13 protein-coding genes and 2 tRNA genes are annotated in these 12,919 nt (G+C 49.3%); 5 read left to right on the top strand and 10 right to left on the bottom strand.

Annotation, left to right across the window (positions count from 1 at the left end):
• Positions 1 to 97 precede the first annotated feature (97 nt).
• From FVF72_RS04510 to FVF72_RS04500, 3 genes are read right to left on the bottom strand one after another with little or no spacing between them, the layout of a single operon-like run.
• A complete protein-coding gene (locus FVF72_RS04510) occupies positions 98 to 418 on the bottom strand; it encodes a DUF5400 domain-containing protein (protein WP_013294846.1) in 321 nt (106 codons plus the stop codon).
• A 10-nt stretch (positions 419 to 428) separates the two neighbouring features.
• A complete protein-coding gene (locus tag FVF72_RS04505; protein ID WP_147671326.1) occupies positions 429 to 1,226 on the bottom strand; it encodes a DsrE family protein in 798 nt (265 codons plus the stop codon).
• Between the two features lie 2 nt (positions 1,227 to 1,228).
• Complete coding sequence (locus tag FVF72_RS04500; protein ID WP_147671325.1) at positions 1,229 to 1,900, bottom strand: DUF169 domain-containing protein; 672 nt, start codon at positions 1,898 to 1,900, stop codon at positions 1,229 to 1,231.
• Positions 1,901 to 2,014: 114 nt separating this feature from the next.
• Between FVF72_RS04500 and FVF72_RS04495 the strand changes: the two genes are divergently transcribed.
• Positions 2,015 to 3,523 (top strand): GAF domain-containing protein, encoded by a 1,509-nt coding sequence (locus tag FVF72_RS04495; RefSeq protein WP_147671324.1) that lies wholly within the window; start codon positions 2,015 to 2,017, stop codon positions 3,521 to 3,523.
• Between the two features lie 26 nt (positions 3,524 to 3,549).
• Here FVF72_RS04495 and FVF72_RS04490 read toward each other — a convergent pair whose 3' ends face one another.
• From FVF72_RS04490 to FVF72_RS04470, 5 genes are read right to left on the bottom strand one after another with little or no spacing between them, the layout of a single operon-like run.
• Positions 3,550 to 4,731, bottom strand: a complete 1,182-nt coding sequence (locus tag FVF72_RS04490; RefSeq protein ID WP_013294850.1) for an aconitase X catalytic domain-containing protein — start codon at positions 4,729 to 4,731, stop codon at positions 3,550 to 3,552.
• 21 nt (positions 4,732 to 4,752) lie between these two features.
• Complete coding sequence (locus FVF72_RS04485) at positions 4,753 to 6,129, bottom strand: DHH family phosphoesterase (RefSeq protein WP_147671323.1); 1,377 nt, start codon at positions 6,127 to 6,129, stop codon at positions 4,753 to 4,755.
• Entirely contained in the window at positions 6,095 to 6,496 is a 402-nt protein-coding gene (locus FVF72_RS04480) for a 30S ribosomal protein S15 (protein WP_013294852.1), read from the bottom strand. The genes FVF72_RS04485 and FVF72_RS04480 overlap by 35 nt, the downstream gene beginning before the upstream one ends.
• Positions 6,496 to 7,059: an XTP/dITP diphosphatase gene (locus tag FVF72_RS04475; RefSeq protein ID WP_147671322.1), complete on the bottom strand. Its 564-nt coding sequence runs from the start codon at positions 7,057 to 7,059 to the stop codon at positions 6,496 to 6,498. The genes FVF72_RS04480 and FVF72_RS04475 overlap by 1 nt, the downstream gene beginning before the upstream one ends.
• Before the next feature lie 38 nt (positions 7,060 to 7,097).
• A complete protein-coding gene (locus FVF72_RS04470) occupies positions 7,098 to 8,717 on the bottom strand; it encodes a bifunctional N(6)-L-threonylcarbamoyladenine synthase/serine/threonine protein kinase (RefSeq protein ID WP_147671321.1) in 1,620 nt (539 codons plus the stop codon).
• 98 nt (positions 8,718 to 8,815) lie between these two features.
• Between FVF72_RS04470 and cobT the strand changes: the two genes are divergently transcribed.
• Together cobT and FVF72_RS04460 are read left to right on the top strand one after the other, a co-directional pair.
• Positions 8,816 to 9,886, top strand: coding sequence for a nicotinate mononucleotide-dependent phosphoribosyltransferase CobT (gene cobT / locus FVF72_RS04465; protein WP_147671320.1), 1,071 nt, complete (start codon positions 8,816 to 8,818; stop codon positions 9,884 to 9,886).
• Between the two features lie 24 nt (positions 9,887 to 9,910).
• On the top strand, positions 9,911 to 10,549 hold the full coding sequence (locus tag FVF72_RS04460) for a hypothetical protein (RefSeq protein ID WP_255503808.1): 639 nt from the start codon (positions 9,911 to 9,913) through the stop codon (positions 10,547 to 10,549).
• Positions 10,550 to 10,665: 116 nt separating this feature from the next.
• Here FVF72_RS04460 and uppP read toward each other — a convergent pair whose 3' ends face one another.
• Together uppP and ilvE are read right to left on the bottom strand one after the other, a co-directional pair.
• Entirely contained in the window at positions 10,666 to 11,496 is an 831-nt protein-coding gene (uppP, locus tag FVF72_RS04455; protein WP_147671319.1) for an undecaprenyl-diphosphatase UppP, read from the bottom strand.
• A 60-nt stretch (positions 11,497 to 11,556) separates the two neighbouring features.
• Complete coding sequence (ilvE, locus tag FVF72_RS04450; RefSeq protein WP_013294858.1) at positions 11,557 to 12,477, bottom strand: branched-chain-amino-acid transaminase; 921 nt, start codon at positions 12,475 to 12,477, stop codon at positions 11,557 to 11,559.
• 109 nt (positions 12,478 to 12,586) lie between these two features.
• Between ilvE and FVF72_RS04445 the strand changes: the two genes are divergently transcribed.
• Positions 12,587 to 12,658 (top strand) — tRNA-Val (locus FVF72_RS04445).
• Between the two features lie 23 nt (positions 12,659 to 12,681).
• A tRNA-Val gene (locus tag FVF72_RS04440) sits at positions 12,682 to 12,753 on the top strand.
• The last annotated feature ends 166 nt before the right edge of the window (positions 12,754 to 12,919 follow it).

The raw sequence follows: 12,919 nt of genomic DNA, 5'->3' as shown, positions 1-12,919 counted from the left end.
CGCTGTTAATGCATATGCTGGAGCGAGATGTAAAAGTAGAATTAAATTTCCGGTACCCACATGGGGAAATAAAAAATAGAAATTAGGAGACTTAAAGTTATGCAAGGACCGATGCAGCTGCAAGCACCGCCGCTGTGGTCATGGTGCTGAGATGGCATGCGTATAGGGGAGCGGTCTGGAAGTTATCCCTGAGTACCGGGAAAAACTGGGTGTAGGCTGATATACCCGCCAGGATCTGGAGGGCCACAGCAAGATACATTAGATTCCCACCACCCATCACAAGGTTCAGTCCTGTTGCAATGAGCGCAAGGATGAGGACCCCAAAGTGGGGTGCCATCCTCATCCCCATTATACGGAATGTTATGAAACCTGAGGGGATCCCTGCAAGTAGCAGAGCAAACACAATAACCTGATACATCCTATCACCTCTAGAAGTTCACTACGGCGTACCTGGGGTCGCTCAGGAGTGTTATGAATGTGGCGGCCCCTGCGATTTTACATCCTTCTGTTATTTTATCTTCTGTGAGCCCCCTGAACTGGGCGCTCATCTCGCAGACATAGACTTTAGCACCCATTTCAATTACCTCCTCCATGAGTTCATTGAGGGCAGGGAAGGCCGGGTGTTTAACCTTTGCTGCCGCGCCCCTCCTGGCAAGGCTCACACCATCCATCAGAAGGAACACAGTGACGTCCTTACCCATGCTCAGGGCAGCCTTTGAGAATATGAATGTGGCGTAGGCCCTCTCCGCATTACCTGTTCCATTGCTCTGAACAACCAGGACCCTGTCCCTTCCTGTGAATTCCTTTTTCTCGGTCTTTTCTATTTTTTCAAGTATAAGGTGGGTTTTTGATTTTTCTATCACCCTGGCGTTCATTTCAGGGGCTGAAACCGCAAGGTCATCGATAACGTCCTGGCTTTCGGACTTTATTTTTATTCTCATCCCCTGTTTCATTGATGATAGTTTTTCGCCCACGATTATAAGGGGTCCAGGACAGGTTTCACCGGTGACGTCCACCTCTTCAATCTCTCCACGTGAAATATCAACCACCACTCCATCAGGTCCTTTTTTAGCAGAATAATTCATTCCGTAACTGGCTGCAACCTTTTGAATCTCTTCATAGTTCTCCCTGAGTATTAACTGGATGTTTTCCTGGCCATTCTTCAGGATGTTGTCTGTGATTATGGCTGCAGCGTACCTGTTTATTCCTCTGAGGTTGATCCTCATGGTTACCCCCATTTCTCCCTGAATTTTCTGAGGGCATACACTATTCCCTCAAGTTCCTCTGCAGGGACTCCAACTGCGAGTTCCTCTGGCTTTATTCCGGCATATTTTCTTGACCCGTTGCATCCCATTGTAATGTTTGGAAGGCCCCTCTGAATGACCGCAGCAACTGCATCTGCGCAGAGTGACTGTATACCTGAGTAGTCCCCTGTGATTCTGCCACCCCTTTCGTGGAGGTATGCCTGGCTCAGTCTCAGTGCCTGGGCAGGTTTGAGTATCAGCACAACCACGTCGGGTTCAAAGTCAGCATCCTCAAGCGGAGCGTACTCTGAGGCATAATATTCCTCATCTAGCATTGGCACAGCCTTCACGGTTTCATGGGCCGCTTCAGGGGTGCTGTAGTTCCCGAGTTTGTGGTACATGCTCCCATCTGCAACAGGCGCTGGAAGGCTGCAGAGGCCCATGGCGGCGGCTCCACCCTTACAGAGGTGTTCCTCTGCTGTTGCATGGCCCTTTAACCCATTTAATCTGGCCTCCTGTATGAATTCGCAGTGCCTCCTTTTTTCAAGTCTGGGACCTGATGTTTCTTCATCTGCCTTAACAAGTTTGACAGCCACGGGGCTGCCCTCCATCTGCAGGAGTTCTTTGAGTTCACCTGCGATCTCACGGTAATCCATACAACCACCTCAACATTATAGTATAACTATACAATAAAGTATAAAAAACTTATATTTAAATATTTCTATAAAATTATAATTCATGGTTATACCATAGGTAAATGGGGTGAGGTCGTGGAGAACCTTTCTGAAACCGAGAAGCTGATAATGTCCTACCTTGAGTCGAACCCGCCAGAGGAGTGCATGCTGGATAAGATAACCAGGGGCATAAATCGCAGCAGGGCCACCGTACTCAAATACCTCCACATCCTGGAGGCAAAGGGGCTTGTGACCTATAAAATGGTAGGCAGAAGTAAACTATGGATGCCATCAAAGGATGCAGATGTTAAGACAGTAGAATACAGGGATGAAACCTCAAGGGACTCAGAGATAATAAAGAATGCCTCGGAGATTCACCAGACGCTTATCAGGCTACTGGAACTGGAAAGAAAAATAGATGACCCTGATAAACTGGTTTTCACAGTGAACACACTCCTTGACATAGTTGTATCCAATGAATCATTCAGGAGAATGTTCCCTGGCGCCAGAAACCTTGAGGATATCATGGACAGGGAAAGCATAATACTTCTTGAAAGCAGAATGCATGCTCCTGGTAAAATACAGGCGGATCTCAAGGGGAGGGATGGTATAAGGAGAACCTACAGCCTCTTTATAAGCCCGGTGAATAACTTCTGGGTGATCATCGCAAGGGACATGGCAAGCTCATCATTTTCAAAGAATGAACTTGAAGTCCTACTCACAATCACAAGGCTAAGGACATCATCCGATAGTCTGGAGGACTTTCTTGAGTCTGCAAGGGAGGAACTGGCAGGAGTTCTGGATATCAAACAGATATCAGTGGTCCTGAGAGACGCATCAGGTTTAAACCGGGTCTATGACCACCCATCAGCAATTAAACTTGAAGAATTTGATTATTTCATATACAGAAGCATCGAAACACTTGAAACTGTCTCATGGAGCTCGAATAAGGGCCTCATGTTATCGGTTCCCCTCATAACAGATGAAAGGGCAAGGGGGGCCATGATACTTGAGGTACCCGATGACTCCATATCATCCAGGGCACTTGAAATCGTGGAAATGTTTGCCGATGAGGTCTCAGAGTACATTGAACTTGAGAGGCTCAGAAGGGAGAACGAGGAATTTATAAGAACACTCCTTGCAATGAACAGGGTTTCTGAGATTATAAACAGCGATGAGGAAGAGAACAGGATACTTGAGAAATCAATTGAAGCGGTTATAGATACCCTTGAATTTGAAATGGGATGCATCTACCTCATGGAAGAGGAAATGGAACTCAAACTCAGGGTCCAGAAGAACCTGCCCGAGACCCTCAGCCGTATGTGCATGGCCGGGGTATTCACGGACCTCTTCAGCAGATCAATTGAGGATGAGCGGGTAATATATATAACCGCTGAATCCCCCGAATACCGCATGATACACGATTCAATACGTAAAAATAATATAAGAACTATTTTAATGATTCCAATCAGGTTTTCAGGGGAAATAATCGGGATACTGAACCTTGCAAGTTACAGTGTGAAGCCCTATAACAGGATAAGCCTTGAAAATATCTCATCCATTGGGCTTCAGCTTGGAAGTGCCATCAGAAAAATAAAGGGTTAGAGTGCCGGGCAGTTATTCCAGGCAGTTTACAATTTAAGGAGATTCATCCAGTCATCATAGACCGCATCAAGGCCGCACATACCCGGGACATAGTTGGCTGCCTTTGCAGAGTCAACACCAAGGACCTCATAGCCCAGTTCCTCCACAGGAGCCACAACCATGCAAGTGTCGGATACTACCATCCCCCCGGCAGCCTCTATCACATCTGTGTAGCCCATACGGTCCGCAGCACTTTTTATGGCGGCAGATGTGCATACCCAGAGATCACAGTCAGCGCCCTTCTTACCCACAAAGGATGCTATCCTTCTTATCTCATCAAGGGAGCAGTGGGGGCATCCAAGGCAGATTAAATCAGGACTATCAGAGGTGGTGGAAAGTTCCTCACGGGCCTCTGATATGTCACCGGCATCCACCCTGATCCTTTCATCCACCTCCTCCAGGGAAGCATCCCTGTACTCAGGTGTTATGCCATCAACATGGTAGAGTGCAACAGCACCTGATGACGCCATGGCGGCTCCAAGGGCCTTCAGATCCTCGGGTGCTGGCAAACCCCTTAGTTTGAAGTAAGGGACACCCTCCCCCGCAATCCTCCCTGCAATGTAACCGAGGGCACCGTAGTCTGCACCTGAGAGGTCACACTCCACATCAACCAGAAGGGTGGCTTTTCTGTTTTCATCAAGGTGGTAACCGTATTCAGGTGTCCTTCCACATATTGCAGCTGCAAGGGCCCCCGGCCCGCCCTCCCTGTTTGTTCTGGCACCGAGAACCGAGTTTGCATAGGAGACCGCAGATGACTCTGACCATGCAATATGGGACCCCTTGAGGGGCACGTTCCCTATGAGGTAAGGGGTGCAGGTGCAGGTGTTCATAACATCCATTGATGAGTAGGCTTCCACTATTCTGAGCTGTCTCCTGGCAAATTCCTCTGAAAAACCCATCTCCCTCCATCTCTCCAGGTCCATGCCGGCAGGGTTTAGTGTACTCTGGACCCTGACCCTGGCACCACCCTCACTCAGGTCCTCCAGGTATTCAAGGCCTGCGTCTCCTATGGTCTTGTAGGACACACCTGAGATCTGGGCAGATGATATTTCAACCATCCTCTCAGCCCCGTAGATGTCACCCAGGGCCACCAGTACTTCCATACTCTTCTGGATGGTTTCACCGAATTCGCCGTCATACATCTTCTCTTCGATTCCATCAAGGTACATAATCAACACCAATGGCAGCACTCACGATTTAATCTGTGCACCTGTTATTTCATCCACCAGCTGGAGGAAACTCTCCATATCCCTGTAGGGTACCATGGCACCGGCCGCTATATCATGCCCGCCACCTGTACCACCAAAACTGGATGCTGCATCCCTGAGGGCGGCCCCGAGATTAACACCCCTCTCAACAGCCGGTCTCGTGGTCCTTGCAGATACCTTCACATGCTGGTCCATCCTTGAAAGACCAAGGAGTGGAATATCAGGGTTCAGCAGTTTCAGGGAGAGTGATATGCTTGCTATGGTCCCCATTATCCCCTTAAAGACCCTGTCCTCACTGTAAATGTACTGTATATTCTCCATTACAGTGGAGCCCTCTCTCCTGATCCATGCAAGGCCCCTTATGAGCTCTTCACGGTAGTTTTTCTGGAGTTCAAGGCCCACTTCAAGGGCACCTTCACCCTCACCAAGGCATAGGCCTATTCCAATACCGTATTTACGGTTCTTTCCACAGGCATCAAGAATCCCTGCAAAATCAGACAGGTCACCAACGGCTGGCTGAAACTCCCTTGAAATGAAAACCTCACCGAATATATCGGGGTTTATCCTTGATAGTTCATCCTTGAGGATGTCCCTCTCCTCGGGTGAGAGGTCAGCGTATTTTATTCCATAGGAGACTCCTATACGCTCAAGAAAACCCCTTGAAGCCTCAATGTCCCCTGTTAATCCGGGGAGAGGGGGATTGAATGTGTATGCAATGGAACGGTAAAGGGGCTCGGTGTATCTTGATGCCAGTTTGAGGTCGCTGTGAACCTGCAGGACCCCTGCTTCAATCGCCTCATCCATTATGAAACGGTTTGCACCTGTGAAACCATCACTGTACTGCATATCGCCCAGGGCTCCAACCAGGGCCAGCTGCCCCGTATTTCTGCTGATGTTCCTGGTTGCCAGGTAGGCTGCACCCGAGGCGCTGAGGTCCCTGCTCCCATCAAGGCCATGAAGGTGGGGGTTCACGTGTACAACGTTGGAATCGGCCTCAAATTCAGAGGGCTGGTGATGGTCGGCAACTATGATATCGGCCTTGAGCCTTGATATCTCCTCAAGGTAGGCGCTTCCCATGTCACAGAAAAAGAAGAGGGAGTACTTCTCCCTTCCAAGCTTTTTTATGAACTCCTTCCTGAGTCTTGAAAGGATGGAGATGTGGAACTGGCCGTTTCTTGATGAAATGGCCCGTGCAACAACTCCTGCGGCCGACAGGCCGTCGGCATCGTTGTGGGATATGACCCGTATTATGTTCCCCTTCTCCAGGTGCTCCTCAAGGAGTTTTGAGGCCTCTGACCCCCTCTTTAAGATTGAGTCGGGGAGTTTACTTAACGAGTAGGGCTGCTTTCTGTGGGTCATATCTCCATCCTTCAGGCAGGACACCTTCTCTCACATAGTACTTCACAAGGCGCCTTATCTTTGATTCAACAATCTGCAGACCCCTCCTTGTGTGGAGGTCCTTGGGGTGCTCCTTGAGGTGGTCTCTTATGTTGACAGCCTTTCTTATGAGGTTCATGAGATCCTCAGGGTATTCAGGATTCATACCATGTTTTTCGAGTATCTGGGTTATTTTGAGTCCGGTGACGGCCTTAACGCTTGGTATGCCGTGCTGGTCCCTCAGTATGATTCCTATCCTGCTTGTGGAGTTACCCTCCCTGTATAACTTTACTATGAGATCCTCGATTTCTTCGTTTGAGTATTCAACCCATTCAGGTTTTAGAGCCATTAAATCACCTCATAATTTTCAGTATACCACTGTGCAAATTTCTTAAGGGCCCTGCTCCTGTGTGAAAACCTGTTCTTTTCGATGGTACTGAGTTCTCCAAAGCTCCTATCCATACCTTCAGGATAAAACAGGGGGTCAAATGCGAATCCCCTGGTTCCACGTTCCTCAGTACCTATACGTCCTTTCACCACGCCTAGAAAAACCTCGGGTTCGGAGTTGGGGGCGCAGAACCCAACAGCCGACCTGAACTCAGCGTAGCGGTCTTCAACATTTTCCATGAGCTTTAAGATACCTCTGTTTCCAATGGTATCCTGTACATAGGCAGAATAGGGTCCTGGAAACCATTTAAGGGCCCTTATAAATAGTCCTGCATCCTCTACAATAACAGGACCGTCCATGATCCTGGCTGCATGCTCTGCACCGTACCGGGCCACCTCTTCAAGGGTTCCCTGAAGTTCAGGGTAGCCCAGATCAGCATGCTCAAGTTCTATTCCGGTATCATGGAAGATCTTTTCTGCCTCAGATAATTTGTGTTTATTGCCTGTTATAAATGTTACCTTCAATGGGAATCACCTTCGGGTTTTCTCTCATTTTCTAAGATTCACCCATCCCTGTCCCTGGTTGTGTATCTACCCCTTGCCTCTATTTCATCTATCTTTGATGAGATATCAGTGTCTGTGAACTTCCTGTAGCCCTCAAGCACGCTCCTGAAACAGTCTGATGCAAGCCGGTAGTTTGTGCTCTCCAGGGATTTTTTCAGCACAAGGAGATCCACCCCCATGTCCTCGATTTCATCCGAGAACATGCCCAGGCCAAAGTCTATGAGGACCACCTCATCCCCCCTGAGGATTATGTTGGACCCTGTGAGGTCTCCATGTATTATACCTGCACGGTGCAGTTTTCCAGTAGCCTCACCGATTCTTGAGCAGAGTTCCTTATTTTCAACAGCGTTCCTGAACCTTGTACCCTCAATTTCCTCCATGATGATGGTTCCCTTTTCGGTGTCCACGTCAAAGAGTATGGGTGTGCGTACACCGGCGCTCTTTGCCTGGTTGATGAGGCGGGCCTCCCTCTTTGTCCTGGATGATCTGAGTTTATGGTCGATTTCAGGGATCCTGTAACCCTTTGATATTCTTTCCTTAACAATACACGGTCTTCCCATCCACTCGCCGCTGTAGATATTGGCTTCGGCACCCCTGGCCCTGAGGTTTCCCTGAAGTCTGACCACATGTTCTGACTCCCGCATCCAGGGGACATCCACCTCATCTGTCCTGTAGCGCTGCACAACAGATGTTTCCTCTATCCTCTGGGGGCCCTGATGTTTGTGGACAAGATGTCCCAGCCAGGCTATCATGGCCCCGTTGTCCCCGCAGTATTCAGGGGGTGGCATATGGAAGTCCACACCGTGCTCTCTGCACATGGTCTTCATCATTTCACGGAGCCTTCTGTTAACGGCAACCCCTCCGCAGAGGAGGACCTCTCCCTTTTCTGTGTAGGCAAGAGCACGCTCACTGACCTCAACGAGCATGGAGAAGGCTGTCTCCTGCAGACTGTACGCCAGGTTCTCAAGTTTTTCACCGGTCTCCAGTTTCCTGATGGCCGCCGTTAAAAGACCTGAGAATGAGATGTCCATCCCCTTGACACTGTAGGGAAGCTCCACGTAATCTGATGCCTCGGCTGCAAGTCCCTCAATGACGGGACCCCCGGGGTGACCAAGGCCGGCCTCCCTTGCAAACTGGTCCAGCATGTTTCCCACCGCGATATCAAGGGTTTCACCGAACACCCTGTACCTGCCCTGGTTGAAGGCGATGACCTGGGTATTCCCACCACTCACATAGAGTGAAAGAGGGTCTGATGCACCTGTTGTTAGCCTACCTATCTCTATATGACCTATACAGTGATTCACACCCACTATTGGTATTTTAAGTGAAATTGCCAGGGTTCTTGCGGCTGTTGCAACTGTTCTGAGGGCTGGCCCCAGACCAGGCCCCCTGGAGAATGATATGAGTCCTATTTCATCCATATCCACCCCGGCATCCTCCAGCGCTTCCTCCACAAGCACCGGTATCCACCGGGCGTGGTGTTCAGCGGCCTCCCTGGGATGTATGCCTCCCCTTTCAGGTATGAGTGGCCTGCCCCTGAGCGAGAGCACCCTTCCACTGTCGTCAACGATACCAACACCTGTCTTCTCTGCGGTTCCCTCTATACCTAGACACAACATTTTATTGATCACCACCGGTTGAGGTGCTTGGTCCAAAACTGTAACTACTTTATTTATTCACGGTTATAACTATTGTATCGGTGAAAAGGTGAATGGAAATGTTTGATGGACTTAGGATTTATGGATCAGGTGATTACCTGGAGGGGGTTTTTGACAGGGAATCCCTCTTCATATGTGCAGTTGCAACAACCGAGACATCAAGGATTCCGGGGATAACAGGGGCCGGGGCCGGGCCAGACCTGACTGAGTACACACCTGCGGCTGATGTTGAACTAATAGTACATGACGCCCCCAGGTGTCTTCCTGAGATACCCCAGACGATTGTGGAGGGTGAATCTGCACCCACACCTGCGGTTATAACAAAGGCCTCCCTTGAACTGGCTGAGGTACCCTTCATGGTTGCGGATGCAGGGGCATCGGTGAAACCCGACGTGCCCTATATAAACATCAACTCAGGGCATGGGGGGGATATAAGAACAGGAAGAGCCGTGGATAATCCTGAGAGAATATATGAAAGGGGGTTCATGGTTGGCAGGACGCTCTCGAAACTTACAGAGCACCTTGTGGTTGGCGAAAGCACACCGGCCGGTACAACAACCGCCCTGGGGGTCCTGACGGCCCTTGGTTACGACGCTGATTTCAGGGTCAGCGCAAGTCTCCCTGAAAATCCCCACAATCTCAAGAGGGATGTTGTAATGGAGGGCCTCAGGAATGCAGGCCTTAAAAAGGGCGATTGCCGTGAAGATCCATTCAGGGCTGTTGCTGCAGTCGGTGACCCCATGATACCCGCCGTTGCAGGTATGTGCATGGGAAGCAGTGTCCCTGTAACACTTGCAGGGGGGACCCAGATGACCGCGGTATGCGCCCTCATGAAGGCAATTGATCCTGCATTCGACTTTTCAGGCACGGCAATTGCAACAACCATATTCGTTGCAGAGGATGAAACATCAGATATAAACAGGATCGCTGACCAGATAGGTGAAATCGATATCTACGCAGTTGACCCCGGCTTTGAGAGGGCATCCCACAGGGGTCTTCACGAGTACCTAAATGGTTCGGTCAAGGAGGGCGTGGGTGCAGGGGGCGCAATGCTCCTGGCACTTCTTCATGGAATATCTGTTGAGAGCATAAGGAACAGGGTTGAGGAGCTCTGCAACACAATACTCTGATTAAGGGGTGATATTCTGTTATCCATGGGCAGGGGGGGTCTGGATGGTATGATACCGGGCCCTGCAATCCTCATGGTAGCAGTGCTCCTTTATATTTCAGGTCTTTTTCTGGACGCTTCTGGCATGTCACCGCCATATGGGTTTCTCAACGGGAATATGGTGGTTCATTTTTCCTCCTTTCCTGGCTTCAGGGAGCAGTTCATTGACTATCTGGGCGCAACAGCTTTCTGGATATTCGTATCAAATATCACCCAGGCACTGGTTTTCATATTCACACTTGCAACCACCATTCAGGTTTTGAAGGTAATTGTTCTATCAGGGGCGCTCCTCCACAATCTCGTATCCACGTGGGGATTCAGGGGGTTTCTGATCTATGCAGGTACGGTGCACCTCCACCTTGAGGTTATGGGATGTATATTCTCACTGCAGGCCGCCAGGGTTTTTATTGGTTCGATACTGGAGTCCATATCAAGAGGATCCGCAGAACCATTGATAGGCGCCATAAAAGAAAGGCTTCTGTCCCTGATAGTACTGATCGCTATCATATTCGCAATGGCGGCCATTATTGAGGTTTTCTGGAGCACCTGGTGGGTCTATATATTCACAGAGAGACAGGTTTCATGGACCTACTTCCACAGCCATGTTGCCTCCGTGGAGCTGTGACTTTAAGTAGATCTGAGACTCTGGATCAGGAGTACAGCCGTGACTTTAATGTATAGAAACTGAGTTGGGGTGTCTGTGATTTTTCGGGGGAAAAAGAGGATAGGATGTCCTATAAATCAGAGAATTGACACCCCGAGGACCAGGAGACCCACTGCAAAGCAGTAGGAGGCGAAAACATAGAGATCTCTTTCCCTTATGAGCTTCAACAGGAACTTTATTGCAATGTAACCTGATACAGCGGATGCCACGAAACCCGCGATCATACTGGCACCCAGGAGGTCCATACCTGCACTGATATCCTTCACCTGGATGATTGCAGCCCCCAGTATGGCGGGTATTGAGAGAAGGAAGCTGTACCTTGCTGCAAGCTCCCTTTCAAATCCAAGGAAGAGACCTGCAGATATGGTTGCACCTGAACGGGATATACCTGGGGCTATTGCCAGTGCCTGGGCACCTCCTATTATGAGGGAATCCCTGACACCCAGTTTTTCAACAGGAAGTTTTTCCCTTATTCTTGCGCTGATCCTCTCCGAACCCCACAGGAGAAGACCTGTTACTATAAGGAAAAATCCAACGGCTGTTATGCTGCTGAACAGGGATTCGAAGAAGTCCTTGAATAATACGCCGGCAAGTCCAGCGGGGATGGTACCTATGATGACCATCCAGGCCAGCCTCTTATATGGGTCCTCATCTATCCCATTCCTGAAATTGCCTCCGGGAATATCTGTAAGACTTGAGATGAATGACCTTATCATGTGGACTATGTCACTCCAGAAGTAGGTGACAACAGCCACCAGGGTTCCCACATGGAGCAGGGTGTCAAATGCAAGGCTGGATTTAACACCCATTATTTCAGGTACGAGCACAAGGTGACCTGAGCTGCTTACTGGTAGGAACTCTGTGAGCCCCTGAACAATTCCGATTATTATTGCCTGAAGAACATCCATGGAAATCACTTATAACTTTTAACTTATAACTTCCAAGTTTTCACTTATAATGCTGAAATACTAGAGGTAGGTTAACCAGCCGAAGCTGTCCTCTGATTCGGCCCTGATTATCCTGAAGAACTCATTCTGCAGCATCTCTGTCACAGGCCCCCGTCGACCTGAACCTATCTCTATACCATCAACGGACCTCACAGGGGTTATCTCTGCGGCTGTACCTGTGAAGAAGATTTCATCTGCAAGGTAAAGCATCTCCCTTGTAATAGGTTCTTCACGGACAGGGACACCCTCAGCCCTGGCTATCTTCATCACAGAATCCCTTGTTATCCCCTTAAGGAGGGATGAGGATACAGGTGGGGTCTGAAGTTCACCGTCAGTTACGATGAATATGTTCTCGCCACTGCCCTCACTGACATAGCCATGGTAGTCCAGCATTATTGCCTCGTCATAGCCATGTCTAACAGCCTCCATCTTGGCCAGCTGGGAGTTCAGATAGTTTCCACCGGCCTTTGCAAGGTTTGGCATGGTGTTTGGGGCCATCCTCCGCCAGGTTGAAACACCCACATCAACACCCACCTCAAGGGCCTCTGCCCCCAGGTAGGCCCCCCACTCCCAGGCAGCTATGGCAACCTCAACAGGGCAGTTAACCGGGTTAACGCCCATCTCTCCGTACCCTCTGTAGACAACTGGCCTTATGTAGCACTCATCGAGTCCGTTCTCCCGGACGGTCTCAGTTATTGCATCGCATATCTGCTCCTCTGTGTAGGGGATCTCCATCCTGTATATCTTTGCAGAATCAAAGAGCCTCCTTACATGCTCCCGCAAACGGAAAATGGCGGATCCTTTCCTGTTCCTGTAACACCTTATTCCCTCAAATACTGAGGATCCATAGTGCACGACATGTGAAAGTACATGTATAGTGGCGTCTTCCCAATCAACCATTTCACCGTTGAACCATATCTTTCCACTGGCTTCGCATGACATGAGAATAACCTCAGAATGATATTCACTACCTTAGTTATACTCCAAGGTTTATATATTACCCCCATAACCGGAAAACTTTATATAGGGTAAGAATTTAAAGTCACACTGAGGGCCGGTGGTCTAGGGGTATGATACCTCGCTTACAACGAGGTGGTCACGAGTTCGAATCTCGTCCGGCCCATCTGATTATTGAAGGATCCTGGGGGGCCGGTGGTCTAGGGGTATGATACCTCGCTCACACCGAGGTGGTCACGAGTTCGAATCTCGTCCGGCCCACTGGATTTATTTCATGAATGCAGCAGCTAATTTTCCATGAGTTTCAATGTTTTATCATATTAAAACCCACACCTGAAATTTTTTTCAGAACATTTATCACCGGTGAAAAACATAAAACAAATAGAGTGTCGAATTTCTTTTCTTTGTCGATGCTGAACTGAGGGGG

Source organism: Methanothermobacter sp. KEPCO-1 (assembly GCF_008033705.1).
GTDB lineage: Archaea > Methanobacteriota > Methanobacteria > Methanobacteriales > Methanothermobacteraceae > Methanothermobacter > Methanothermobacter marburgensis.
Note: the sequence above shows the minus strand (reverse complement) of the source record. Positions and strands in the feature narration are given on the sequence as shown.

Coding starts and splice junctions, on each gene's coding strand:
- FVF72_RS04470 (WP_147671321.1), bottom strand. CDS start 8,717: ATGTTGTGTCTAGGTATAGAGGGAACCGCAGAGAAGACAGGTGTTGGT.
- uppP (WP_147671319.1), bottom strand. CDS start 11,496: ATGGATGTTCTTCAGGCAATAATAATCGGAATTGTTCAGGGGCTCACA.
- FVF72_RS04510 (WP_013294846.1), bottom strand. CDS start 418: ATGTATCAGGTTATTGTGTTTGCTCTGCTACTTGCAGGGATCCCCTCA.
- FVF72_RS04485 (WP_147671323.1), bottom strand. CDS start 6,129: ATGACCCACAGAAAGCAGCCCTACTCGTTAAGTAAACTCCCCGACTCA.
- FVF72_RS04490 (WP_013294850.1), bottom strand. CDS start 4,731: ATGTACCTTGATGGAATCGAAGAGAAGATGTATGACGGCGAATTCGGT.
- ilvE (WP_013294858.1), bottom strand. CDS start 12,477: ATGTCATGCGAAGCCAGTGGAAAGATATGGTTCAACGGTGAAATGGTT.
- FVF72_RS04460 (WP_255503808.1), top strand. CDS start 9,911: ATGGGCAGGGGGGGTCTGGATGGTATGATACCGGGCCCTGCAATCCTC.
- FVF72_RS04500 (WP_147671325.1), bottom strand. CDS start 1,900: ATGGATTACCGTGAGATCGCAGGTGAACTCAAAGAACTCCTGCAGATG.
- FVF72_RS04505 (WP_147671326.1), bottom strand. CDS start 1,226: ATGAGGATCAACCTCAGAGGAATAAACAGGTACGCTGCAGCCATAATC.
- cobT (WP_147671320.1), top strand. CDS start 8,816: ATGTTTGATGGACTTAGGATTTATGGATCAGGTGATTACCTGGAGGGG.
- FVF72_RS04480 (WP_013294852.1), bottom strand. CDS start 6,496: ATGGCTCTAAAACCTGAATGGGTTGAATACTCAAACGAAGAAATCGAG.